Annotated in this window: 23 protein-coding genes; 11 read left to right on the top strand and 12 right to left on the bottom strand. The window is 71.1% G+C overall.

All coding sequences use genetic code 11. The features are described from left to right. Complete coding sequence (locus tag ACIBP6_RS36940) at window positions 1-1167, top strand: sensor histidine kinase (RefSeq protein ID WP_397058573.1); 1167 nt, start codon at window positions 1-3, stop codon at window positions 1165-1167. A gap of 83 nt (window positions 1168-1250) precedes the next feature. After that, window positions 1251-1568 carry an STAS domain-containing protein gene (locus ACIBP6_RS36945; RefSeq protein ID WP_132616688.1) on the top strand — a complete coding sequence of 106 codons (318 nt, stop codon included), beginning with the start codon at window positions 1251-1253 and terminating at the stop codon, window positions 1566-1568. Between the two features lie 116 nt (window positions 1569-1684). Here the strand turns inward: ACIBP6_RS36945 and ACIBP6_RS36950 are convergent, their stop codons facing one another. The 3 genes from ACIBP6_RS36950 to nucS all read right to left on the bottom strand — a co-directional run bounded on the left by ACIBP6_RS36950 (window position 1685) and on the right by nucS (window position 4717). Beyond that, a complete protein-coding gene (locus ACIBP6_RS36950; protein WP_397058575.1) occupies window positions 1685-2296 on the bottom strand; it encodes a TetR/AcrR family transcriptional regulator in 612 nt (203 codons plus the stop codon). Window positions 2297-2371: 75 nt separating this feature from the next. Next, the gene (locus ACIBP6_RS36955) at window positions 2372-3844 is read right to left on the bottom strand and encodes an aldehyde dehydrogenase family protein (protein ID WP_397058577.1); all 1473 of its coding nucleotides are present in this window, start codon (window positions 3842-3844) and stop codon (window positions 2372-2374) included. A 210-nt stretch (window positions 3845-4054) separates the two neighbouring features. Continuing rightward, window positions 4055-4717 (bottom strand): endonuclease NucS, encoded by a 663-nt coding sequence (nucS, locus tag ACIBP6_RS36960; RefSeq protein ID WP_397058579.1) that lies wholly within the window; start codon window positions 4715-4717, stop codon window positions 4055-4057. 36 nt (window positions 4718-4753) lie between these two features. On the opposite strand from nucS, the gene ACIBP6_RS36965 reads away from it, so the two are divergent. Genes ACIBP6_RS36965 through ACIBP6_RS36975 form a run of 3 tightly spaced genes read left to right on the top strand, consistent with a single transcriptional unit; the run spans window position 4754 to window position 7211 of the window. Then, the gene (locus ACIBP6_RS36965; RefSeq protein WP_397058580.1) at window positions 4754-6208 is read left to right on the top strand and encodes a 3-hydroxyacyl-CoA dehydrogenase family protein; all 1455 of its coding nucleotides are present in this window, start codon (window positions 4754-4756) and stop codon (window positions 6206-6208) included. After that, on the top strand, window positions 6205-6495 hold the full coding sequence (locus tag ACIBP6_RS36970; protein WP_132616680.1) for an ATP/GTP-binding protein: 291 nt from the start codon (window positions 6205-6207) through the stop codon (window positions 6493-6495). Before ACIBP6_RS36965 ends, ACIBP6_RS36970 begins: the two co-directional genes overlap by 4 nt. Window positions 6496-6506: 11 nt before the next feature. Beyond that, window positions 6507-7211: an alpha/beta hydrolase gene (locus tag ACIBP6_RS36975; RefSeq protein ID WP_397058942.1), complete on the top strand. Its 705-nt coding sequence runs from the start codon at window positions 6507-6509 to the stop codon at window positions 7209-7211. A 9-nt stretch (window positions 7212-7220) separates the two neighbouring features. On the opposite strand, the gene ACIBP6_RS36980 is transcribed toward ACIBP6_RS36975, so the two are convergent. After that, the gene (locus tag ACIBP6_RS36980; protein WP_397058583.1) at window positions 7221-7625 is read right to left on the bottom strand and encodes a CAP domain-containing protein; all 405 of its coding nucleotides are present in this window, start codon (window positions 7623-7625) and stop codon (window positions 7221-7223) included. Between the two features lie 217 nt (window positions 7626-7842). Between ACIBP6_RS36980 and ACIBP6_RS36985 the strand changes: the two genes are divergently transcribed. Next, window positions 7843-8583, top strand: a complete 741-nt coding sequence (locus ACIBP6_RS36985) for an alpha/beta fold hydrolase (protein ID WP_397058585.1) — start codon at window positions 7843-7845, stop codon at window positions 8581-8583. Here ACIBP6_RS36985 and ACIBP6_RS36990 read toward each other — a convergent pair. From ACIBP6_RS36990 to mce, 3 genes are all read right to left on the bottom strand, one after another. Continuing rightward, the gene (locus ACIBP6_RS36990; RefSeq protein ID WP_397058587.1) at window positions 8580-9695 is read right to left on the bottom strand and encodes an AI-2E family transporter; all 1116 of its coding nucleotides are present in this window, start codon (window positions 9693-9695) and stop codon (window positions 8580-8582) included. The genes ACIBP6_RS36985 and ACIBP6_RS36990 overlap by 4 nt on opposite strands. A gap of 149 nt (window positions 9696-9844) precedes the next feature. Continuing rightward, entirely contained in the window at window positions 9845-11152 is a 1308-nt protein-coding gene (locus ACIBP6_RS36995; protein ID WP_397058588.1) for a DivIVA domain-containing protein, read from the bottom strand. A 167-nt stretch (window positions 11153-11319) separates the two neighbouring features. After that, the gene (gene mce, locus ACIBP6_RS37000; protein WP_132616672.1) at window positions 11320-11769 is read right to left on the bottom strand and encodes a methylmalonyl-CoA epimerase; all 450 of its coding nucleotides are present in this window, start codon (window positions 11767-11769) and stop codon (window positions 11320-11322) included. 84 nt (window positions 11770-11853) lie between these two features. Here mce and ACIBP6_RS37005 point away from each other — a divergent pair, with 84 nt between their 5' ends. After that, window positions 11854-13041, top strand: a complete 1188-nt coding sequence (locus ACIBP6_RS37005; RefSeq protein ID WP_397058591.1) for an acetyl-CoA C-acetyltransferase — start codon at window positions 11854-11856, stop codon at window positions 13039-13041. A 598-nt stretch (window positions 13042-13639) separates the two neighbouring features. Here ACIBP6_RS37005 and ACIBP6_RS37010 read toward each other — a convergent pair. The 3 genes from ACIBP6_RS37010 to ACIBP6_RS37020 form a co-directional block, all read right to left on the bottom strand. Further along, the gene (locus ACIBP6_RS37010) at window positions 13640-13792 is read right to left on the bottom strand and encodes a hypothetical protein (RefSeq protein ID WP_397058593.1); all 153 of its coding nucleotides are present in this window, start codon (window positions 13790-13792) and stop codon (window positions 13640-13642) included. A 160-nt stretch (window positions 13793-13952) separates the two neighbouring features. Continuing rightward, entirely contained in the window at window positions 13953-14624 is a 672-nt protein-coding gene (locus ACIBP6_RS37015; RefSeq protein ID WP_397058595.1) for a DUF4230 domain-containing protein, read from the bottom strand. Window positions 14625-14652: 28 nt separating this feature from the next. After that, window positions 14653-16434 carry a hypothetical protein gene (locus ACIBP6_RS37020; RefSeq protein WP_397058597.1) on the bottom strand — a complete coding sequence of 594 codons (1782 nt, stop codon included), beginning with the start codon at window positions 16432-16434 and terminating at the stop codon, window positions 14653-14655. Between the two features lie 229 nt (window positions 16435-16663). Between ACIBP6_RS37020 and ACIBP6_RS37025 the strand changes: the two genes are divergently transcribed. From ACIBP6_RS37025 to ACIBP6_RS37040, 4 genes are read left to right on the top strand one after another with little or no spacing between them, the layout of a single operon-like run. Beyond that, window positions 16664-17215, top strand: coding sequence for a MarR family winged helix-turn-helix transcriptional regulator (locus ACIBP6_RS37025; protein ID WP_111182887.1), 552 nt, complete (start codon window positions 16664-16666; stop codon window positions 17213-17215). After that, window positions 17199-18137 carry a tetratricopeptide repeat protein gene (locus ACIBP6_RS37030; protein WP_397058599.1) on the top strand — a complete coding sequence of 313 codons (939 nt, stop codon included), beginning with the start codon at window positions 17199-17201 and terminating at the stop codon, window positions 18135-18137. The genes ACIBP6_RS37025 and ACIBP6_RS37030 overlap by 17 nt, the downstream gene beginning before the upstream one ends. A gap of 9 nt (window positions 18138-18146) precedes the next feature. Further along, window positions 18147-18776 (top strand): cytidylate kinase-like family protein, encoded by a 630-nt coding sequence (locus ACIBP6_RS37035; RefSeq protein ID WP_132620169.1) that lies wholly within the window; start codon window positions 18147-18149, stop codon window positions 18774-18776. Between the two features lie 56 nt (window positions 18777-18832). Further along, the gene (locus ACIBP6_RS37040; protein WP_397058601.1) at window positions 18833-20242 is read left to right on the top strand and encodes an NAD-dependent malic enzyme; all 1410 of its coding nucleotides are present in this window, start codon (window positions 18833-18835) and stop codon (window positions 20240-20242) included. A gap of 137 nt (window positions 20243-20379) precedes the next feature. Here ACIBP6_RS37040 and ACIBP6_RS37045 read toward each other — a convergent pair whose 3' ends face one another. After that, window positions 20380-20874, bottom strand: a complete 495-nt coding sequence (locus ACIBP6_RS37045; RefSeq protein ID WP_132620173.1) for a hypothetical protein — start codon at window positions 20872-20874, stop codon at window positions 20380-20382. A 37-nt stretch (window positions 20875-20911) separates the two neighbouring features. Further along, on the bottom strand, window positions 20912-22468 hold the full coding sequence (locus ACIBP6_RS37050) for a glycerol-3-phosphate dehydrogenase/oxidase (RefSeq protein WP_397058603.1): 1557 nt from the start codon (window positions 22466-22468) through the stop codon (window positions 20912-20914). Window positions 22469-22475 lie beyond the last annotated feature (7 nt).

Below are 22475 nucleotides of genomic sequence, written 5' to 3' on the forward strand. Positions count from 1 at the left end.
GTGGAATTGCTCAAGCGGGCACGCCGGCTGACCTGGATGATGCTGGCCGCCGCGTTCGCGCTGATGTGGCTGCTGATCGCCGTCGCCTGCCTCGCCGCCTTCGCCGGTGACAGGCTGTCCTGGTGGAGCGTGGGGCCCGCGCTGGCGGCCGCCGCCGGGCTCACCTGGGTCGGCTTGGGCCTCATCACCCGGGTGATGGACCGCCGCTACCCCACCAGGCAGGTGGTGCTGGCGGCGGTCCTCGCCGTCGTGGCGGCCGGGGTGGGCGGGGCCGAGCCGATGGGCTGGGGCTACGCCCTCGTGGCCTGGCTCTCGATCGCCACGCTGCACGTCCCCAAGCGCAGCGCGGTCCTGATCTCGGCCGGCACCGGCGTGGTCGCCGTCGGGCTCGCCATGCTCTCCCTGGCGACGGGGAGGAGCGGCATGGACGCCGGCATGGGTGTGGCCGAAGGGCTTGTCAGCTACACGCTGATCTACGCCATCTGGTGCGCGCTGATGCCGCTGACCACCCGGTTGTGGGTGTGGATCTGGTGGCTCGCCGAGGAGGCGCACGCCGGCCGAGAGGCGCACACCAGGCTGGCGGTGGCCGAGGAGCGGCTGCGGTTCGCCCGCGACCTGCACGACCTCGTAGGGCATCAGCTGTCGGCCATCGCGGTCAAGACCGAGCTGGCCACGCGCCTGTCGGACGTGGACGCGGGCCGGGCGAAGGCCGAGATGGCCGAGGTCAACGCGCTGACCAGGAAGGCGCTCAGGGAGCTGCGGGAGGCCGTCCGCGGGTACCGCGAGCTTGACTTGGCAGCCGAGCTGAATAGCGTGAAGGGAGTGCTCGAAGCGGCCGGGGTCCGCTGCGAGGTGCGTCTTCCCTACCGCGAGATGCCCGACGGGGTGGCCCCGGTGTTCGCATACGCGGTCCGCGAGGCGGTGACCAACGTGCTCAAGCACAGCACCGCCACCTACTGCGACATCACGATCAGGTTCACCGAGCACGAGGCCGAGCTGTCCGTCCGCAACGACGGTGTGGTCCGGCATACGGCCCTCGATCTGGGCAGCGGCCTGGCCGGCATGCGTGAGCGGCTCGACGCCGTGGGCGGCAGGGTGACGGCCCAGCCGGGAGGCGATGGAGAGTTCCTGCTGACCGCAGTCGTGTCATTGCCGCTGGCTGGGTAGGGGAGGACTACGGGGCTACGCCCCTCAGGCGTTCTGCGCCGAGATTTGACGACGCACGGGGTGTGCGTGACTGAGGAGGTGGCATGCGAGTCCGGGGCAATCCGAGGGCCCAGGTGGTGCGGATCGGAGCCCGGCTCGACGCCGGGACGTCGGCCGGGGTGCGCGAGCGGGTGCACAAGGCTCTCGACTCCGGCGACGGCGATCTGATCCTCGATCTGTCCAAGCTGGAGATGATCGACGCCACCGGTCTCGGAGTTCTCGTGGGCTCGCATCGGCGCGCGATGAGCGTGCAACGCCGCCTCGTTCTCCGGGGGGTGCCACCGCGGATCATGCGGGTGCTCGCGGTGACCCGGCTGAATCGGGTCCTGAACGTCGAGGTTCCCGAGGCCGCGGTGGCCTGAACTGAGATATCGGAGCGGGTGACGATCAGCCGTCGCCCGCTCTTTTCGACACTTGGACAATCCAAGATTTCGGCCGGCCGATCGGCTAATCCCGTGGAATGCGATTGATATCGCGATCAACCGGGGTCGAGGCTGCGGGTGAAGATGTGCACCGCCACCGCGACGAGTTCCTCGATGTCCGGCTGGTCGTCCGAGAGCAGCCATTCGATGAGCAACTCTTGTAACGCGCCAATGACGCCGAGTGCGAGCAGCCGCCGATTCAACGCGGGCGCCTTCGGGAAATCCTCGGCGGCGTCCTGGATGAGCCGGGCGAACGCCTCCACCGCGCGCTGGCGCGAGAGTGTCAGGACGTCCCCGGACCTGCGGACCTCGACGTGCATGATGCGGGCCCGCCGCCAGTCGGCCGTGGCGAATTGGATATACGCGCGAATCCCCGCCTTGACTCTGCCGTCAAGCGTGCTCGGCGCCTCCTGTAACGCTTTGGCCACGACGGCGAGGCTTTCCTCCACGCAGCGCTCGTGCAACGCCTGCAAGAGCTCCTCGCGCCCGCCGAAACATTCGTAGAAGGCGCGGTTGGAGATCCTGGCCTCCGAGCACAGCCTTTCGATCGTCGTCGACGTGAATCCCGGCTTGGCGTATAGCGTGTACGCGGCCGTCATCAGCCGCTCGCGCCGGTCCGCCAGCCTTTGTTCAGCCGTCATTCCCCGGTAAGACCGGTTCACATTCACCCGTCCAGCATGATCGTGGCCCCCAGAGCACACAATTATGGACTGATGATCCGTTTTCTGGAAAGGGTAAGAAGATTACCTTTTTCGTCTTCCGTGCAAGAACGTGACAAGTCTGACCAGCCGCTCAAGATCAGCGGGGCCTCTTCTGAACGACGTGATGTTCATCCCGGGCATCGGGAAGCGCTGCCGGGTGACGGCCTTGGCCCTGGCGAACTCGCGCAGCCCGTCGGCGCCGTGGATCCGGCCGAACCCCGACTCGCCCTCGCCGCCGAACGGCAGAGCCGGCACTCCGGCGAACGAGATGATCGAGTTGATCGCGGCCATCCCGCCGCGCAACCTGCGCGCGAGCTCGGCGGCGCGGCGGATGTCGCGGCTGAAGATCGTGCCGCCCAGCGCGTACGCCGAGGCGTTGGCGAGGCCGAGCGCCTCCTGCGCGTCGCGGACGCGGCGCACGGTGATGGTCGGGCCGAACGTCTCCTCGCGCACCGCGGGGGAGTCCTCCGGCACGTCCTCGACGATCACCGGGTCGACGTACGGCGCCCGCACCGCGCCAGGGCCACCCGCCACGACCCTGCCCGACTTGACGGCGTCGTCGATGTGCCGCTTGATGACGTCGAGCTGGCCGGGCATCGTGATCGGGCCGTAGTCCTCGCCCGCCTTCACCTTGCCGACCAGCTCGGACAGCTCGCGCATGAACGGCTCGTAGACGGCGTCGGCCACGTAGACCCGCTCGACGCCCGCGCACGTCTGGCCGGCGTTCGACAGGGCGCCCCACAGGCACGCGTCGGCCGCCGCCGCCACGTCGGCGTCCGCGTCGACGATGAACGCGTCCTTGCCGCCGCACTCGGCCACGAGCGGCGTGAGGTTGTCGGCGCAGGCCGCCATGACGCGCTTGGCCGTGGCTGCCGAGCCGGTGAAGGCGACCTTCTTCACCCTCGGGTCGGCCGCCAACGCCGCGCCCGTCTCGCCCAGGCCCGTGACCGTCTGGAACACCGGGTGCTCGGGGACGGACTCGGCGAACAGCTCCGCCAGCCGTACGCCGACGCCGGGGGTGAGCTCGCTCGGCTTGAAGACCACCGCGTTGCCGGCGGCCAGCGCGTAGGAGATGGAGCCCATGGGGGTGAAGGCCGGGTAGTTCCACGGGCCGATGACGGCGACGACGCCGAGCGGCAGGTATTCGAGGGTGGCGGCCAGGTTGAGGCCGATCATGCCCGGGTTGACCCGGCGGCGGCCGAGCACCTTCTGGGCGTTGCGCGCCGCCCAGTCGAGGTGGGTGACGACCAGCACCATCTCCAGGGTGGCGTCGCCCACCGGTTTGCCGGTCTCGTCGTGGATCAGCCGGGCGAGCTCCCTGATGTGCCGGGTCAGGACGGCCTTGTAGTCGAGCAGGCGCCGCCTGCGCTCGGCCGGCGGGAGGGCGGCCCACCACCGGGCGGCCTCACCGGCCCTCCCCACGGCCTCGCGGACGTCGGCGGCGGTGTGCTGGGGGTGGCTGCCGATCACGTCGCCGGTCGCGGGGTTGAGCGATTCGAACGTCAGCGTCGTCATGCGGTCACGATAGACGGGTAATCGGCCGCTTACCACTTCGCGACCAGGGCACCCGAGGAGCGTCTGCCCCAAGCGGCCGGGGGTGAGCACGGAGCCGGCCCACGGGGCGCCCCGTTGCGGCGGGTCACCACTGAAGGGTCAGCGGGCGTTTCCCTGGAGGGCCGGCAGCCCGTGGCGGCGGGTGGCCGGCCACGGCTGAGCCGTAAGAGATCAGAAAAGGGTGGGGTTTTCCGGCTCGATGCCGCGCAGGGTGTCGTAGTCGAGGGTGACGCACGTGATGCCGCGGTCGGCGGCGAGCACGCGGGCCTGAGGTTTGATCTCCTGGGCCGCGAACACCCCCCGCACGGGAGAGAGCAGCGGGTCACGGTTGAGCAGCTCCAGATAGCGGGTCAGCTGCTCCACCCCGTCGATCTCGCCACGTCGCTTGATCTCCACCGCCACCGTCGCGCCCACGGCGTCCCTGCACAGGATGTCGACCGGGCCGATGGCCGTCATGTACTCGCGCCGGATCAGGGAGTAGCCCTCGCCCAGGGTCGTGATGTGCTCGGCGAGCAGCTCCTGCAGGTGGGCCTCCACGCCGTCCTTGATCAGGCCGGGGTCGACGCCGAGCTCGTGGCTGGAGTCGTGGAGGATCTCCGCCATGGTCAGGACCAGCTTCTCGCCGGTCTTGCCGTGGGTGACCGTCCAGGTCTCGCCGTCTTCCTTGAGCTTGCACGGCGGGTTCATCCAGTTGAGCGGTTTGAAGGCACGGTCGTCGGCGTGGATGCTCACGCTGCCGTCGGCCTTGATGAGCACGAGCCTCGGCGCCATCGGCAGGTGTGCCGTGAGCCGTCCGATGTAATCCACGCTGCATCGCGCGATGACCAGCCGCATGACCGTCCACCTTAGCGGCTCTGGAAAACTGGAGGCATGGCGTTCGAACGGGTGGGAGTCGTCGGGCTCGGCACCATGGGAGCGGGGATGGCGGAGGTGTTCGCGCGAGCCGGCCTGCGGGTGATCGGCGTCGAGGCCGACGCCGAGGCGCTGGCCAGGGGACGCGGCCTCCTCGAGCGCTCCACCGCCCGTGCCGTCGACAAGGGGAGGCTGTCCGCCGAGCGGCGTGCGGAGATCCTCGGCCGTGTGACGCTGACCACTTCGCGCGACGACCTGCGCGAGGCCGACCTGGTCGTCGAGGCGATCCCCGAGATCCTCGACTACAAGATCTCCCTGTTCCGTGATCTCGACGGCGTCTGCAAACCCGAGACGGTGCTGGCGACCAACACCTCGTCGTTGCCGGTGACGGCCCTCGCGGCCGCGACCGGGCGTCCGGGGCGGGTGGTCGGGATGCACTTCTTCAATCCGGCGCCGGTCATGCGGCTGGTCGAGGTCGTGCGGACGGTGATGTCCGACGACGACGTCGTGACGGAGATTTCGGCGTTGGCGACGCGGCTCGGGAAGACACCCGTGACGGTGGGCGACCGCGCCGGGTTCGTGGTCAACCGGCTGCTGCTGCCCTGTCTCAACCACGCCGCCCTGCTCGTGGAGCAGGGCATCGCCGGGCGCGACGACATCGACGTCGCGATGACGCGCGGCGCCGGGCTGCCGATGGGGCCGTTCGCGCTGCTCGACCTCATCGGGCTCGACACCGCGTACGAGGTCATGGAGGTGCTGTTCGACGAGACGCGCGACCGCCGGCACGCGCCCGCGCCGCTGCTGCGCGAGCTGGTCACCGCCGGCCGGCTGGGCCGCAAGAGCGGGCGTGGCTTCTACGGCGCGGAGCAGGCGCGCCCGCAGGGGCCCGGGCGGTCGGGCGTGATCACGTTCGACGTGGCCGGGCCGGGCGCCGACGAGTTGGCCGAGCGGCTGGCCGCCGCGGGGTTCACACGGGCCGGCGACGACCCTGACGTGGTGCTCAGGCTCTCCGACCGGCCGGTGGTGGAGCACGCCGTACGCCTGTCCGACCCGTCCAGGATGGTCGGCGTGCACCTCGTCGGCGAAGAGGTGGCCGAGCTCGCCCGCACCGCGCTGACCTCCGACACGGCGGCGGGGGCGGCCGTCGACCTGATGAAGGTTGCCGGCCGGGCGCCGGTGCCGTGCAAGGACCGCGCCGGCTTCGTCGTGGACGCCCTGCTGCTGCCCTACCTCAACGACGCCGTACGCATGCACGACGCGGGCTACGCCTCGGCCGACGACATCGACGCGGCCATGCGCCTGGGCTGCGGCCACCCGGCCGGGCCGTTCGAGATGCTGGAGTCCATCGGGCTGGCCCGGGCCCGCGACGGCCTGCGCGCCCTCTACGCCGAATACCGCGACCCCGCCTTCGCGCCCGCGCCCCTGCTCGACCAGCTCGTCACCGCCGGCGCCGCGGAGTTCCCCCGCCGATGAGCCCACGCCGCGCCCGCCGGAGAGAATCCTCCCGTCCCTTCGGTTTCCCCACGGGCATCGACAAGGTGGAGGAGTGGCCCGACGGCGAGTGGAAGGTCCGGACGCTCACCGGCGCCTCCTCGACCAAGACCTACCGATGCCCCGGCTGCGACCATGAGATCCGCGCCGGGCAGCCGCACCTCGTGGCCTGGCCCAACTGGCCGGGCGGTGACGAGGAGCGCCGCCACTGGCACACCGCCTGCTGGCGTAAGAGACTTGATCGCGGCCCCGGCCGCAGCCGTTACTGAAGGGATCCATGGTGGAGATTCGCGCGGCGACCGTGCTGCCCGCCCGTCGTGAGCCGATCGCGCTGCACACCGCCGACGGCCTGACGCTGGTCGGCGAGCTGGCCCAGCCCCTCGACCGTCCCCCGGTCGCGACGCTGGTCACCCTGCACCCGCTGCCCACCCACGGCGGGTTCATGGACAGCCACGTCTACAAGAAGGCCGCCAACCGGCTGCCGGCTCTCGCCGACCTCGCCGTGCTGCGCTTCAACACCCGCGGCACGTCCTCCGATCGTGGCACGTCGCAGGGGGCGTTCGACGGGGGCGAGGGCGAGCGGTTCGACGTGGCGGCGGCGCTGGAGTACGCCGAGTTCCACGACCTGCCGCACGTGTGGGTGGTCGGCTGGTCGTTCGGCACCGAGCTGACGCTGAAGTGGGCGCACGACCCGCTGGTGGAGGGCGCGATCCTGCTGTCACCGCCGCTCCACAGGGCCACCGACGACGATCTCGACGCCTGGTCGCGGTTCGGGCGCCCGCTGGTGGCGCTGGTGCCCGAGTTCGACGACTACCTGCGGCCCGACGAGGCGCGCAAGCGGTTCGCGCGGGTGCCGCACGCCGAGGTCATCGGGGTGGAGGGCGCCAAACACCTGTGGGTGGGAGAGCCGTACGTCCGCATCGTCCTCGACGAGATCGTCAAGCGGGTCAACCCGGCGGCGTGGCCGCTCCCGACGGAGGTCTGACCCGCCCGGTCACAGCGGCTCGAACACGAAGACCACGTACGTCTCGTACGCCCGCGAGCCCTGGCCCGCCGCGCGGGCGGCGCCCATGCGGGTGCTGACCGCGGCGACCAGCCGGTCGAGAGCACCGGGTTCAGCGTCCCAGGAGGCGACCGCGTCGGCGGCGTCCCTCATCGACTCGCCCTCGCTCCAGAACAGGCTCTCGGCCGTGCCCGCCCGCGGGCCGTCGTGCCGGGCCGGCAGGCCGTCGTGCTCGGAGCGGGCGGCGGCCCTCGCCCTGGCGTACTCGACCAGCAGCGGGTCCATGGCCAGGGGCGGCACGTGGTGTGCGGCCCGGCGGGCGTTGGCCTCCTGGAGCGCCTGGAGGAGGAAGGCGCCGTTGGTGGCGTCGGGGAGCGCGGGCCGGGATCCTGACATGGGGTCACCTCGGATGCACGGTCGGTGTCCCTGGATTGTGCGCGGTAATCTCACACCACGCAATGCCGGATTTATAGCGGAAAAGCATGAAATATCGCTTTTGCGGGGGCGGCTCGGGATAACCGGCCTCGGTCATGGAGTGATTGTCGGCGTGAACCGGGTTACCGTGTGGACCGTGCAGCTCTACACGAGATCTGCCGGGACCGGGATCCCGGTTGTGCTGCTTCACGCGTTCCCACTGTCGTCGGCCATGTGGCTGGCGCAGCGGGAGGGGCTGGCCAACGTCTGCCGGGTCATCACACCTGACCTGCGCGGATTCGGCGGCTCGCGGCTGGGTGACGACGAGCCGGCCATCGAGTCGATGGCCGACGACGTCGCCGAGCTGCTCGACGCGGAGGGCATCGACAAGGCGGTGGTCGGCGGGCTGTCGATGGGCGGCTATGTCGCCATGGCGTTCTGCCGCCGGCACCCCGACCGTGTGCTCGGCGTGATCCTCGCCGACACCAAGGCGGCCCCCGATCCGTCCCCGGCCAAGGCCAACAGGGAACGCATCGCGCAGGCCGTGCTGTCCGACGGCAGCGACGTCCTGGTCGAGGAGGTGCTGCCCGCCCTCATCGGGCCGACGACCAAGGAGCGGCGGGCCATGGTGTTCGGCCGGGTCAAGGGGCTCGTGCAGTCCGCACCGCCGGGCGCCGTCGCCTGGGCGCAGCGGGCGATGGCCGCGCGGCCCGACTCGTTCGAGACGCTGGGGGCGCTCAAGGTGCCGCTGCTCGTCGTGGTGGGCGAGGAGGACGAGCTGTCGCCGGTCTCCGACGCCGAGGCCATGGCGCGAGCGGTGCCCGACGGCAAGCTGGAGATCATTCCGAAGGCCGGGCATCTCAGCGCCGTCGAGCAGCCCGAGGCGTTCAACGCCGCGGTCGCGGACTTCCTCCGTACGGAGCTGGGCGCGGCGCGCTAGGCGTGCTCCTGCCGGGGGAACACGATCTCGCGGATGATCAGCGCGATCGCGGCCGCCACCGGGATCGCCAGCAGCGCGCCGACGATGCCCAGCAGCGCGCCGCCGAACAACGCCGCGATCACCGTCACGGCGGGCGTCACGTCGACCGAGTGCTTCATCACCCGGGGATAGATGACGTAGTTCTCGACCTGCTGGTAGACGACGAAGAAGATCGCGCACGCGATGCCGGCCGGCACCGACTGCAGCAGCGCCACGCCGGTCACCAGCACCGCCCCGATCGTCGCGCCCACCAGCGGGATCAGGTCGGTCAGGGCCACGACCAGGGCCAGCGCGAGCGCGTACTGGACGCCGGCGATCGACAGGAAGATCCACGTCAGCACGCCCGCGATCACCGAGATCAGCACGTTGCCCGCGACGTAGCCGCCGATGCCGGTGAGGACCTGCTCGGCGATCGCGCGCGTGCGCGGCCGGCGCGAGGCCGGGACGAGCTTGAGCAGGTAGTCCTTGATCGTGTGCAGGGAGCCGAGGAAGTACAGCATCAGCACCAGCAGCGTGACCGTGGTGAACACGCCGTTGAGCACCACCAGCCCGGCGCCCATGATCCCGGTCGCCAGTGACGGCCCCAGGGTGTTCGTCACGAACGTCCGCAGCTGCGTGAGGATCTGGTAGTCGGCGTCGAGCCGGCGCAGCGTCGGATGGTTGCTCAGCTCGGTGAGGTAGCCAGGAACGGCGTCGATGAACTCCGTCAACTGCTGGCTGACCGGTGGCACCACGGCCAGGCCGAACAGCGCGAACGCCACGATCACCCCGGCGAACACGATCGAGATCGCGGCCCGCCTGGCCAGCCCGCGGCGCTGCAGCGCCTCGACCGCGGGATTCAGCCCGACCGCCAGGAACATCGCCACGACGACCAGGATGATCGTGCTCATCGATTGCACGACCATCTGCGCGAGCGCGATCGCCGTCAGCACGCCCAGCCCGCCGACCAGCCCGAACAGGAACGGGCCCCGGGCGAGCGGCTTGCCCGGCAGCCCGTACGGCTGCGCGTCGCGTTTCTCGGCGGTCTCCTCGTCCTTCTCCCGCCCGGCTGCGGGCTTGGCTTCTGCGGTCAAGTGGGGGCTCCCGGGGGATCGGTGACCAAGCATGACGGACGCGTACCTCTGCGTACCCGTCCGACGACAAAGAGAGAGCCTAGCGACCCTGCGATCGCCAGGCTCTCTCCGCCGTCATTCAGCCCCCGTGTATGCGGTGTGCGAGCCCCTTACTCCTGCCACCATTCAGCGTCGTCGTCGCCCTTGCCCTCCACCTTCGGCGCCGGCGTGGTGACCGGGGCCGGCACCGGAGCCGCGACCGCGGCGACGGGCTCCCCCGCGGCGAGCGCGGGCTTGGGCGGGGCCGCGGTGACCGCGGGCTCCGGGTCGAGGCCCGGCAGGGCGGCGCCGCCGAGCAGCTGGCGCAGCTGGGCCAGGTGGCTGGTGATGCTGTCGCGCTGCCTGGTCAGCTCGTCGACCTGACGCTGCATCGCCGTACGGGTGCGCTCGGCCTCGGTCTTCGCCTCGGTGACGATCGTGTCGGCGCTCGTCTTGGCCTCGGCCACGATGGTCTCGGCGTTCTTGCGGGCGTTCGCGACGAGCTGCTTGGCGTGCAGGTCGGCCTCGCGCCGGGTCTGGTCGGCCTGCTGCGTGGCCTTCGTGGCCCGCGACTCGGCGGTGGCGGCGCGCTGCTCGGCCTCGGCGACCAGCTTCTGCGTGGCGGCCTGCGCGGTGGCGTGGCGCTCGGCCTCCTGGCGCTCGGCCTCCTCACGGCGGGCGGCGAGCTGGATCTCGAACTCGGCCTCGTCCTGGGCCCGCTTGGCCTCGGACTCCTCCAGCACCCGCTGGGCCTGGGCGCGCATCTCGTCGGCCTGCCGCTTGGCGGCCGTCAGCACCTCGTCGCGCTCGCGCTTGGTGGAGGCGCGCAGCTGCGCCACCTCGCGCTCGGTCGTCGTGCGCAGCTTGGCGATCTCACGCTCGGCGTCGGCGCGCTTCTCGGCGACCTCGTGGTCGGCGGTGGCGCGCAGCTTGGCGGCCTCGCGCTCGGTGGTCTGGGTGAGCTCGTCGGCCTCGCGGCGCGCGGTCGAGCGGATGTCCTCGGCCTCCCGCTCGGCGGTCGTGCGCATCTCCTCGCTCTCGCGGGTGGCCTGGGCGCGCTTGTCAGCGGCCTCGGCCTCCGCGGCGGCGCGCATGTCGGCGGCCTCCACCTTGGCCGCGGCCTTGATCTCGTTGGCCTCGGACCTGGCCGCCTGGACCAGCTCCGTGGCCTGCTCCTCGGCCAGGCGGAGCAATTGCTCGATACGGGCCCCGAGACCCGAGTAGGTGGGACGTTCCTGCTCCTGCAACTGCCGCTGGGAGTCGGCCAAATCGCGCTGGAGGCTGACAACCTGCTCGCGCGCCTGACGTAGATCACCGTCGAGCTGCTTGAGATGATCGTGAACCTGGTGCCGGTCGTAACCACGGAGCACCACGTCGAACTCGCGCGCTGGGGCGTCCTCGAAGAAGTTGTTGAGCTGGGCGTCGATGTCGGACTGCATGGAGGCTCGATCCTGGGTTGTCGAGACGGCTACACGGGCCGGACGGGGGGTTCGGGGCACCCGAGCCTGGAGCCCGCTCCGGGCAGCGAGCTCCATGTCCGGTGGAAGGCCAAGCGTACTCCGCCGGTGCCACCTGCGAAGCCCCGTCCGACTTTCTGCGTGACTAGTTACATATGAACCTTTTTTACGTTTTGTACGGGCGTGACCGCTTGGACCAACTCCGTCAGCATTCCACCCACATCTTTGGGATGCAGGAATGCGATTTCTGAGCCCATCGACCCATGCCGGGGACGTTCGTCCAGCAGTCTCACGCCCTTCTCCTTGATCTTATGCATCGCGTCGGCGACATCCGGGACACCGAATGCCACGTGATGCACACCCTCGCCCCGCCTGGCGAGGAATTTTCCCACAGGTGACTCTTCCGAGAGGGGCTCGAGAAGCTGAATGTAGGAGCCCCCGCCTTCGCCGTCGGCGATGTGCAGCATGGCCTCCTTGACGCCCTGTTCCTCGTTCACCTCCCGTGCGACGACCGTCAGCTCGAACGTCCGGGAGAACAGCTCGATCTTCTCCTCCAGGTCGTGACAGGCGATTCCGATGTGGTCGATCCGCATGAACATGTGTGGCCTACCTCCCTGGGAGCGACGTTCTACCCGTGGGTATGGTGTCAAAGACCCGACGCGTGAGCACAGGAGGCCGTTGTCATGTCCAGTTCCGTCATCGTCGCCGGAGCTCGCACCCCGATCGGCAAGCTCCTCGGCGCACTGTCCGGCCTGCAGGCCGTCGACCTCGGCGGCATCGCGATCAAGGCCGCTCTGGAGCGGGCGCGGGTCGCGCCGGAGGCCGTCGAGTACGTCATCATGGGCCAGGTCCTCCAGGCCGGCGCGGGCCAGATCCCGTCCCGCCAGGCCGCGGTCAAGGCCGGCATCCCGATGACCGTCCCCTCCATCACGATCAACAAGGTGTGCCTGTCGGGTCTCGACGCCATCGCCCTGGCCGACCAGCTGATCAGGGCCGGCGAGTTCGACATCGTGGTGGCCGGCGGCATGGAGTCGATGACCAACGCCCCCCACCTGCTGCCCGGCCTGCGCAAGGGCGTCAAGTACGGCGGCTCGCAGGTGGTCGACTCGATGGCCCACGACGGCCTGTTCTGCGCGTTCGACCAGTGCGCGATGGGCGAGTCGACCGAGCGCTACAACGCCCGCCTCGGCATCGGCCGCGAGGATCAGGACGCCCTGTCGGCGCGCTCCCACCAGCTCGCCGCCGCCGCCGTCAAGAACGGCGTCTTCGAGGACGAGATCGTCCCGGTCGAGATCCCGCAGCGCCGCGGCGAGCCCCTGGTCGTCAAGGAGGACGAGGGCGTACGCGGCGACACCACCGCGGAGACCCTGGCCAAGCTCCGCCCCGCCTTCGCCGCCGACGGCACCATCACGGCCGGCTCGGCCTCGCAGATCTCCGACGGCGCCTGCGCCGTGGTCGTCATGTCGAAGGCCAAGGCCGAGGAGCTGGGCCTGGAGTGGCTGGCCGAGATCGGCCGGCACGGCAACGTCGCCGGCCCCGACGCCTCACTGCAGTCGCAGCCGGCCAACGCCATCAAGCAGGCCATGGCCAAGCAGGGCGTCACGGCCGCCGACCTCGACCTGGTGGAGATCAACGAGGCGTTCGCCAGCGTGGTGCTGCAGTCGGCCAAGGAGCTCGGCGTCCCGCTGGACAAGATCAACGTCAACGGCGGCGGCATCGCGCTCGGGCACCCGATCGGGGCGTCGGGGGCGCGCATCGTGCTGACGCTCGCGTACGAGCTGAGGCGCAGGGGCGGCGGGCTGGGCGCCGCGGGGCTGTGCGGCGGCGGCGGCCAGGGCGACGCCCTGCTCATCACCGTTCCGAAGCCCTGACCCCGCAGCGGCACGGCAGCGATCCGCCGGCTGCGTAGCCTGAGGCGGCCGTGCGACCGCTTCCTGACGTCATCACCGTCCGGAGGGCCCGGCCCCGAGGCCATGCGCTGGGGGCCGCGCACGAGCGATGGCAGGCTGGTGCGGCTGACGGCGGCGAGCACGGCGTTCCCGATCGGATGTCCGGCCGTCGTGACGGGCTCGACCGCGCGGCGGCGGCCTGGCTGCCGGGCATCGCGCTCACGGGCGCTCCGGCAGGCGCTCGTCGTGCCGCAGGAGGAACGTCCGCGGTGGGTTCCCCGCGCAGGGCGCGTGGTCGGGCCGGCACAGGCCGGCGTGATGGGGGTGATCGTGGCGGGCGGTCCCGGCCCGGCCGCGTTCCTCGCGGCCGCTGTGGCCTTCTCTCGCGGTCCGCTCCTACGCCCCGGCTCATGAGGCGGGTCCGGACAGGGCGAAGCCCCGGTCCGACCAGGAATGGACCGGGGCGCCGCCACACCGCGCTCGGGGCCCGGCCAGGATTCCGAGCCTCGCGCGCCGCCCCCCTAAGGGGGCATTTCAGCCCGGCCGCGAGGGAGGGTGCGGCCGGGCTGTTCGTGGGCGGTCATGAGGCGAGGAACCGGGCGAACAGCGACCGGTGGCGGCGCTCGGCGGTGCGGCCCTGACGTGCCTCGTTCGCCCGCCGGTGCTCCGCGGCGGCCAGCCGCAGTTCGGAGGCGCGGTACTGCATGACCGAGTATTCGAGTTCGGCGTTCATCCGAGTGGCTCCCTTGGAGTGCGTTTCCCTGCACTCTCAAGACTCCGGCTAAGGCCCCCTCCGGCACATCGGGCGTATGCCCTATCTCCCGGCATAAGGCGGGATAAGGAGGTGCCTAGGAGGGTGCGGGGGCTCCCTAAGGTCCGCCTGACCAGCGGATTCACGGCTCGTCGATGAACTTCACGGTGACCTTGGTGAAGCCGAGCGACTTGAGCATGCCCGACAACATCGTCTTGGTGTTGGCGTCGGCCCTGGCCCGCAGATCGCTCGCCACGGCCGCCTCCAGGATCTTCTTCTCCGCCAGGAGGTAGAGCTCCCGCTGGTCGCCCGGCGAGCCCGACAGGAAGTCCTGCACCCGGTCGAACAGCCCCCGCTCCTGGGCGAACACGTACGAACGGCTGTTGTCCAGGTTGGGCTTCTCCAGCTGGGCGCGCGGCACGCGGATCGTCGCCTCCCTACGGTCCTCCGACACCGTCACGCCGTTCGCCGCCATGCCCGAGAAGTCGATGTACGCGTCCACCCCGCCCGCCCCGACGAACAGCGTGCGGCTGCCCTTGATCGCGTCGGGCAGGAAGTTGGCGTCCTTCTCCAGGTCGACCACGACCTGGAAGTTCCCCGTCGCCGCCTCGAAGCGGCTCAGGTCCTTGATGGACTCCAGCAGCACCGGCTGGCTGCGGTCGACGGTCTGCTCGCCGAGCGGGTTGAGCCACGTCCAGGCCAGCCGGCCGCCCACCACGAGCAGGACCGCCAGGACCAGGAGCCCGGCCAGGTATCGCCACCTGCGGCGCCGCCCGGGGACCACCTCGGACGGCGCCGTACGGGAAGTCGTCATGCGAGCATGCCTACCCCGTCGCTGATCATCAGTGCCAGCCGTTTGGTGACATCTTCGGTCCCGAGGCGACGTCGTTCCTGTGCGTCACGTGAATCCCGTGGCCGTGCTCCACGCGGTCCTCGCGGCGGTCCCAGTGCTCGGGCGCGGGGTCACTCCCGACCCGCGCCGCGCGGTACGGCGGCCACTGCGGCGACCGGTAGGAGGGCCGGTCGTCGTGGACCCGCATGGGCACCGAGTAGCCCCGCCCCGGCGAGCGCACGGGCAGGTCGGACACCGGGTGCATCACCGGCCAGTCCCCTCCGGCGGCGTCGTGGTCCCAGGCGGCGGGGGGAGGAGCGGGAGCCACGCCGGCGGCGGGGGTGGCGGGGACCCCGCCGGGCGGTGGCGTGCCGGGAGACGGCGTGCCCTGAGGGCCCGGAGTCGCGGAGGCGTCCGGCGCGGCGGTGGCGTCCGGCGTGGCCGGGACGGCCGGGGCCGGAGCGGCGGACGGCGTGGGGGCCGGCTCCGGGTAGACCGGGTAGACGTGGCTCGTGCCGGAGGTCGGCCGCGAGACGGGCGGCGCCACCTGCGGCGCCTGCGCCGGCCCGCCGCCGAAGTGGGTGCTCGACAGCCGGCAGCCCTGGAAGTCGCTGTAGAACATGCGCAGCCACTCGCGCCGCTGGTACTCGCTGAGGGACGAGAACCACGCGGTCGCGTACTGGTGCTCCGGCAGCGGCGCCCCCGGCAGGGGCTCGCCGCGCAGCCAGGCCACCACGATCCCCCGGTAGCCCTCGGCGACCGCGTCGTTGCAACGGGGGGCCAGCGACTCGACGTACTCGTACGCCGCCTCCTCCGCGAAGCCAGGGGAAAGGTCGGGAATGTGCACCGGCGCGAGGCCGTACGACGGCTTCAGCTCCTCGTCGAGCGGCCGCTGCTCCACCAGCGTGAACGCGGCGGGCGTGCCCGCCAGCCGGGAGGCGATCTGCGTGAACGCCGCGCCCAGCTCGGTCAGCCCCGCCCGCATCCCGGGGTGCACGCACACCGTGATCGGCCATTCGTGGCAGCTGTGGGAGATGTCCATGGCCGCGGCCGGCTTCGGCTCGGCCAGCACCCGGGTGACGCCCATCCCGGCGCACAGCACGCCCAGCAGCGCGCACGCCAGCACCGTGGCCTGCCGCGTCACCAGCGCCGCCCAGCCGAGCAGCAGCGCCGCCGTGATGCCGAGCAGCCAGATCGTCTGGTCGAAGAACGGCGCCCCGCTCAGCCCCTGGAACAGGTCGTACGGCTCACCCGTGCCGGGCGCCAGCTTGTCGGCCCACCCGCGGTCGTCGGCCAGCCACGAGAACACCACATAACAGGCCAGCCCGGCGATCGCCGGCGTGTACGGCTTCGGCAGCACCCAGCCGGCCACCCACCCGATCACCGAGTAGAGCGCCAGCCCTGCCATGCCCATGCCGAGCGCCGACAGGCTCAGCCGGCCCGCCTGGTCGGTCAGCACCGTCTTGACCGCCAGCACCAGCACCGTGGCCCCGAACGACCCCAGCACCACCACCACGATCGCCAGCGGCGCCTTGAGCGCCCGCCACGTCGTCAGCGACCGGCCGCGCAACGCCCGGCGCTTGCGCAGCGCCACCCAGGCGGCGAAGGCGGCGGCCACGGGCCCGGTCAGCCGGAGCGAACCGATGACCGCGGCCACGATGTTCTCCCAGGCGTCCACGCCCGGTATCAGGACGTTCCACGCCGCGACCAGGCCGACAGCGAGCAGCACGGCCACTGTCACCGCCGCGCTGTGCTTCAGCTCCTCTCGTGAAACGCCCGCGTGCTCACGCACTCTTTTTCCCGTTGAAGTTCATCAAGCACCCCCGTGCCCCTCGGCAAGGCGGAAGCGAAGAGTCCTGGGCCGGGTCCCCGCGGCCGGAAGACTTGGCGTCCGCGTCACCATACGTACGAGAACCATAACTGAGCGTGATGATTGATGTCCGTATTCTTGGTCAGCCGGTGAAGTCTGTTGCTGAGAGTAACCAGACGAACCGGGACGACCGGCGCGCTACCGTAGCGCTGTGTCGCAGCCCAAGCCGCTCAACCTGCCGTTCGACCCGATCGACCGCGCCGCGGAGAGCTGGCGCGCCCACTTCGGGCCGTCGTCCGCAATGGCCGCCGTTACCTCGATCATGAGAGCGCATCAGATCCTGCTGTCGCAACTTGACTCGCTCCTGAAGCCATACGACTTGACCTTCGCCCGATACGAGGCGCTGGTGCTGTTGACGTTCAGCAAAAAGGGCGCGCTGCCGCTGTCGAAGATCGGCGAACGGCTCATGGTCCACCCCACGAGCGTCACGAACACGGTGGACAGGCTGGAGAAGTCCGGGTTCGTCCGCCGGCTGCCCAATCCGCGCGACGGCCGCGGGGTGCTCGCGGAGATCACCGAGGCGGGCCGCGACGTGGTGCGCCGCGCCACGGCCGACCTGATGGCGGCCGACTTCGGCCTGGGGATGTACGCCGAGGACGAACTCCATCGGATGTTCGACCAGTTGCGCACGCTGCGGGTGGCGGCGGGTGACTTCTCCACCCCGGCCATGCGGCAAGATGAAGAGCATGGCGGACTTCTCTAGGCCCGGGTCGCTCTACGGAGCGATAGATCTGGGCGCGCGCAAGCAGACACTGGAGGCGCAGGCCCGGCGGGAGGCGGCAGGTCCCCAGGCGGCCTCGTCGGCCTCGATCATCGACGTGACCGAGGAGACGTTCACGACCGACGTCATCGACCGGTCCATGACCGTGCCGGTCGTCCTCGACCTCTGGTCGCCCCGGGCGCCGGGCAGCGCCCAGCTCAGCCCGGTGCTGGAGAAGGTGGTCGGCGACCTCGGCGGCCGGGTCGTGCTGGCCAAGATCAACGTCGACGGCAGCCCGCAGATCGCCCAGGCGCTGCGCGTGCAGGCCGTGCCGACCGTGCTGGCGATCTTCCAGGGCCAGGCCGTCACCGGCTTCCAGCAGGTGCTGCCCGAGCAGGAGGTGAGCCGCTGGCTCGACGAGCTGCTGGCCGCGGTCGAGCAGTTCTACCAGGCCAACCCCGGCGCCCGGCCGCCGGAGGCCGGTGAGCAGGAGGAGGCCTCCGCGGGCCCGCCCGCCGACCCCGACCTGGTGGCCGCCGAGCAGGCCATCGACAACGGCGACCTCGACGCGGCGGCCGAGGCCTACGAGCGGCTGCTGGCCCGCGCCCCCGGCAACGAGGACGCCAAGATGGGCCTGGCCGGCGTCAATCTGATGCGCCGCACGGCCGAGGCCGACCCGGCCGAGGTGCAGCGGCGGGCGCAGGATCCGGCCGACCTCGACGCCCAGCTGCTGGCCGCCGACCTGGAGATGTTGTCCGGCTCGGTCGACGAGGCGTTCAACCGGGTCATCGCGGTGGTCAAGCGCACGTCCGGCGACGACCGTGACCGGGCCAGGCGTCACCTGCTCGGGCTTTTCGACACATTGCCCGCAGAAGACCCATCTTTGGCCAAAGCGCGCAGAGCCTTGGCGAGCGCTCTGTTCTAGCCTGAAGGTGTGCGGGTCGTCACGATATCGGCGACATACGGCACGGCCGGCAGCCAGATAGGCCCGGCCGTCGCCGAGCGGCTTGGCGTGCCCTTCGTCGACCGCGCCATCCCCAGCGCCGTGGCCCGCGAGCTCGGCTGCACGCTGGAGGAGGCGCTGGTCCACGACGACCGCGCCGAGCGCGGTCTCGGCCGGCTGCTGTCGGGGGCCATGCGGCTGCCGACGGTCACGTTCGGCGGCGTCGACATGTACGTCCCCGGCGCGATGCCGCTGCCGGCCGAGGAGTTCGTGCGCCGTACCGAGCGCATCCTCCTGGAGACGGCCCACGAGCGCGGCGGCGTGTTCCTGGGCCGGGCGGGGGCGGTGGTGCTGGCCGGCCTTCCCGGCGCGCTGCACGTCAGGCTCGACGCGCCGATCGAGCGCCGCGTACGGCAGACGGCCACGCTGGGCGGGATCGGCGAGCGCGAGGCCCGCAAGATCATCAATGAGAACGACCAGGCCCGCATCGCGTACGTGCGCACCTTCTACAAGGCCGATCCGGCCGATCCCCACCAGTACCACCTGGTCGTCGACAGCACCACGATTCCCGTTCCCGCCTGTGTGGAGCTCATCGTCAGGGCCTCCGCGGCACTGGATTGACCGAATGCCCCCTACGATGGGAGGACTTCTTGGTCAGTCCCGAAGGAGCGATTGACGTGGCGACCGTCCCAAGTGTGTCGTACTCCATCACCGTGCGTCTCGAGGTGCCGGCCGGCGGCAAGGCCGTCAGCCAGCTCACCCACGCCGTTGAGTCGGCCGGGGGCGTCGTAACCGCCCTCGACGTCACCAACGCGGGCCATGAGAAGCTCCGCATCGACGTGACCTGTGCCGCGCGCGACACCGACCACGCCCAGGCCATCGTCGACCAGCTCGAGGCCGTCGAGGGCGTCGTCATCCACAAGGTCTCCGACCGCACGTTCCTCATGCACCTCGGCGGCAAGATCGAGATGAAGTCGAAGGTGCCGCTGCGCAACCGCGACGAGCTGTCCATGGCCTACACCCCGGGCGTCGCGCGGGTGTCCATGGCGATCGCCCGCAACAAGGAGGACGCGCGGCGCCTGACCATCAAGCGCAACACCGTCGCGGTCGTCACCGACGGCTCGGCCGTGCTGGGGCTGGGCAACATCGGCCCGGAGGCTGCGCTGCCGGTCATGGAGGGCAAGGCGGCGCTGTTCAAGCGCTTCGCCGGCATCGACGCCTGGCCGATCTGCCTCGACACGCAGGACGTCGACGAGATCGTCCGCACGGTACAGGTGATCGCCCCGGGCTTCGGCGGCATCAACCTGGAGGACATCGGCGCGCCGCGCTGCTTCGAGATCGAGCGGCGCCTGCGTGAGCTGCTCGACATCCCGGTCTTCCACGACGACCAGCACGGCACCGCGATCTGCGTGCTGGCCGCGCTCACCAACGCGCTGCGCGTGGTGAACAAGAACATCGAGACGGTCAAGATCACCATGGCCGGTGCGGGGGCGGCGGGCAACGCCGTGCTGCGCCTGCTGCTGGCCGCCGGGGCCCGCAACGTCATCGTCTGCGACTACCTCGGCGCCGTCCACAAGGGCCGCGACGATCTCGACGACTCGCTGCGCTGGATCGCCGAGCACACCAACGAAGAGGGCTACTCCGGCGACCTGCGCGGGGCGGTCAAGGACGCCGACGTCTTCGTGGGGGTCTCCGCGCCCGGCATCCTGACCGGCGACGACATCGCCACGATGGCCAAGGACCCGGTGGTGTTCGCGCTGGCCAACCCCGAGCCGGAGGTGTCGCCCGACGACGCCCGCGAGCACGCCGCGGTGGTGGCGACGGGCCGCTCCGACTTCCCCAACCAGATCAACAACGTGCTGGCGTTCCCAGGGGTGTTCCGGGGGCTGCTCGACGCGCAGGCGGGCGGGGTGACCGAGGAGATGCTGCTGGCCGCCGCCGGGGCGCTGGCCGCCGTGGTCACGCCCGAGGAACTCGGCCCCAACTACATCATCCCGAGCGTCTTCCACCCCGACGTGGCGACCGCCGTCGCCGCCGCCGTCCGCGAGTCCGCAGGCGGGCGCGCGCGGGGCTTCACCGAAGCGTAGAACCCATGTCATCCGTCACGGCGGAGCCGACGTCACACCACCCGCCGCACATGGCCGAGGGCCTCCAGGAAGACGCCCGCTGACCCGCACCCGGCGGGCCGCCGCGACGTGGACCACCTGGGTGGTCCATCGCCGGGTCACCGGGGTGCGGCGGCGGTGATGGCGGGCATGAGGCGGTAGCTCTCCTGGAAGACCAGGTTGTGGGCGTCGGCGGCGGCGATCGTGCGCATGGTGTCCAGCTGGCCGGCCGCGTCCGACTCGTCGAAGACGTTCAGCGGCCAGTCGCCCACCGTGTTGCCGCGCAGGTGCGGATGGTGGAAGTCGCGGCCGAAGTGGGCGACCACCGCGATCGGCTGCTCGCCGCTGCTGCGCTGCTCCGGCCAGGTCAGCGACCACATCGCGTTCAGCCCGCCCTCCTGTGAGCGGGTGATCCCGCTGGCCACCACCTCCCCGGTGCCGAGCAGCAGGTCGGCGTTGGCCTCGTCGAGTGCCCTGCGCGCCACCGGGTCGATCAGCTCCACGGCCCGCTCGAACACGCGTTCCTTGTCCTCGCGGGTGACGGCAGTGCCGTGGTTGCCGTCGCGCAGGTCGGTGAAGTGCCTGATGAGGGCTTCGTTGATGGGAGTGCGCATGTGTGCCCCCTTCCCAGCGAAGGGCAGGGGGCACCTTTCAGCCGGTGCCGAGCAGCGCCGCGATGCGCGCCCGCACCTCCGGCGTGTCGAGCCCGCGTACGGTGAGGGTCGTGCGGCGGCGTACGACGTCGTCGACGGTGGCGGCCCACTCGTGGTCGCGGGCGTAGACGGCCTGGGCCCAGATGTCGGGGCCTTCGGGATGGATGCGTTCGCCGAGCGCCGGGTCCTCCCTGATGAGCCGGGCCAGGTCGAACGCGATCGACCCGTAGTGGGTGGCGAGGTGGCGGGCCACCAGCGGGTCCATGCGGGCGCTGCGCTCGCGGTCGGTCCACAGCCGCATGGCGACCGCCTCGGGGCTGGCCAGGCCGGGCAGCGGCACGACGGGCAGGATGTCGGCGATCTCGTCGCCGAGCGGCCGCCCGGGCAGGCGGGCGAGGGTGTCGAAGACGTGCTTGCCGATATGGCGGTAGGTCGTCCACTTCCCGCCGGCGACCGACAACATGCCGCCCGAGCCCCGCGTCACGACCGTCTCCCGCTTGGCCGCCGCGACGTCCCCGGGCCCGCCGGGCAGCACCCGCAGACCGGCGAAGGCGTACGTGATGTCCTCGCGCCTGAGCTGCTCGTCGCGGACGGCGTGGCCGGCCTCGTCGAGGATCTGGGCGATGTCGGTCTCGGTGGGACTCACCGCGGCCGGGTCGCCCTCGTACGCCTCGTCGGTGGTGCCGAGCAGCAGGTGGTCCTCCCACGGGATGGCGAACGACACGCGGTACTTGTCGATCGGCGTGGTCAGGGCCGCCTTCCACGGCTCGTGCCGGCGCAGCACCAGGTGGGCGCCCTTGGACAGCCGGATGCTGGGCGCGGCGTCCGGGTCCTCCATGCGGCGCAGGTGGTCGACCCAGGGGCCGGTGGCGTTCAGCACCAGGCGGGCCGAGACGCCGAACTCCGTGCCGTCGAGCCGGTCGCGCAGCTCGGCGCCCGTCACGGTGCCGGACGTCTTGCGCAGCCCGACGACCTCGGCGTGGTTGAGCACGGTCGCGCCCGCGTCCACGGCCGCGCGTACGGTCATGACGGCGACGCGGCTGTCGTTCATCTGGTGGTCGCCGTAGACGGCGGCGGCCCGCAGCCCCTCCGGGCGCAGCGCCGGCACCTTGGCCAGCGCCTGGTGCGGCGTGATGACCTTGCCCATGCCGTCGCCGAAGACCGACAGCGCGGAGTAGAGGAACACGCCCGCGCCCAGCTTGGCGGCGCCGTGCGGCCCGCCCTTGTAGATCGGGACCAGGAAGGTCAGCGGCTTGACCAGATGGGGTGCGATGTCGGCGGCCAGGGCGCGCCGCTCGCGATGGTTCTCGGCCACCAGCTTGACGTTGCCGGTCTGCAGGTAGCGCAGGCCGCCGTGGACGAGCTTGGACGAGGCACTGGAGGTGGCGCCGGCGAAGTCGCCCGCGTCCACCATGGCCACCCGCAGCCCGGCCTGCGCGGCCATCCACGTCACCGAGGTGCCGAGAATGCCGCCGCCGATGACCAGCAGGTCGAAGGCGGTGGTGGAGAGCTCCTCCCGGGTTTCGGCCCTGGAGGAGCCGATCGCTATCGTCATTGCGCTG

Source organism: Nonomuraea terrae (genome assembly GCF_044465245.1).
Taxonomy (GTDB): domain Bacteria; phylum Actinomycetota; class Actinomycetes; order Streptosporangiales; family Streptosporangiaceae; genus Nonomuraea; species Nonomuraea terrae.

Bases quoted from the DNA above. Each gene is read 5' to 3' on its own strand.
- ACIBP6_RS36945 (WP_132616688.1), top strand. From the start codon at position 1,251: ATGCGAGTCCGGGGCAATCCGAGGGCCCAGGTGGTGCGGATCGGAGCC.
- ACIBP6_RS36955 (WP_397058577.1), bottom strand. From the start codon at position 3,844: ATGACGACGCTGACGTTCGAATCGCTCAACCCCGCGACCGGCGACGTG.
- nucS (WP_397058579.1), bottom strand. From the start codon at position 4,717: ATGCGGCTGGTCATCGCGCGATGCAGCGTGGATTACATCGGACGGCTC.
- ACIBP6_RS36965 (WP_397058580.1), top strand. From the start codon at position 4,754: ATGGCGTTCGAACGGGTGGGAGTCGTCGGGCTCGGCACCATGGGAGCG.
- ACIBP6_RS36970 (WP_132616680.1), top strand. From the start codon at position 6,205: ATGAGCCCACGCCGCGCCCGCCGGAGAGAATCCTCCCGTCCCTTCGGT.
- ACIBP6_RS36980 (WP_397058583.1), bottom strand. From the start codon at position 7,625: ATGTCAGGATCCCGGCCCGCGCTCCCCGACGCCACCAACGGCGCCTTC.
- ACIBP6_RS36995 (WP_397058588.1), bottom strand. From the start codon at position 11,152: ATGCAGTCCGACATCGACGCCCAGCTCAACAACTTCTTCGAGGACGCC.
- mce (WP_132616672.1), bottom strand. From the start codon at position 11,769: ATGTTCATGCGGATCGACCACATCGGAATCGCCTGTCACGACCTGGAG.
- ACIBP6_RS37005 (WP_397058591.1), top strand. From the start codon at position 11,854: ATGTCCAGTTCCGTCATCGTCGCCGGAGCTCGCACCCCGATCGGCAAG.
- ACIBP6_RS37010 (WP_397058593.1), bottom strand. From the start codon at position 13,792: ATGAACGCCGAACTCGAATACTCGGTCATGCAGTACCGCGCCTCCGAA.
- ACIBP6_RS37015 (WP_397058595.1), bottom strand. From the start codon at position 14,624: ATGACGACTTCCCGTACGGCGCCGTCCGAGGTGGTCCCCGGGCGGCGC.
- ACIBP6_RS37030 (WP_397058599.1), top strand. From the start codon at position 17,199: ATGGCGGACTTCTCTAGGCCCGGGTCGCTCTACGGAGCGATAGATCTG.
- ACIBP6_RS37045 (WP_132620173.1), bottom strand. From the start codon at position 20,874: ATGCGCACTCCCATCAACGAAGCCCTCATCAGGCACTTCACCGACCTG.
- ACIBP6_RS37050 (WP_397058603.1), bottom strand. From the start codon at position 22,468: ATGACGATAGCGATCGGCTCCTCCAGGGCCGAAACCCGGGAGGAGCTC.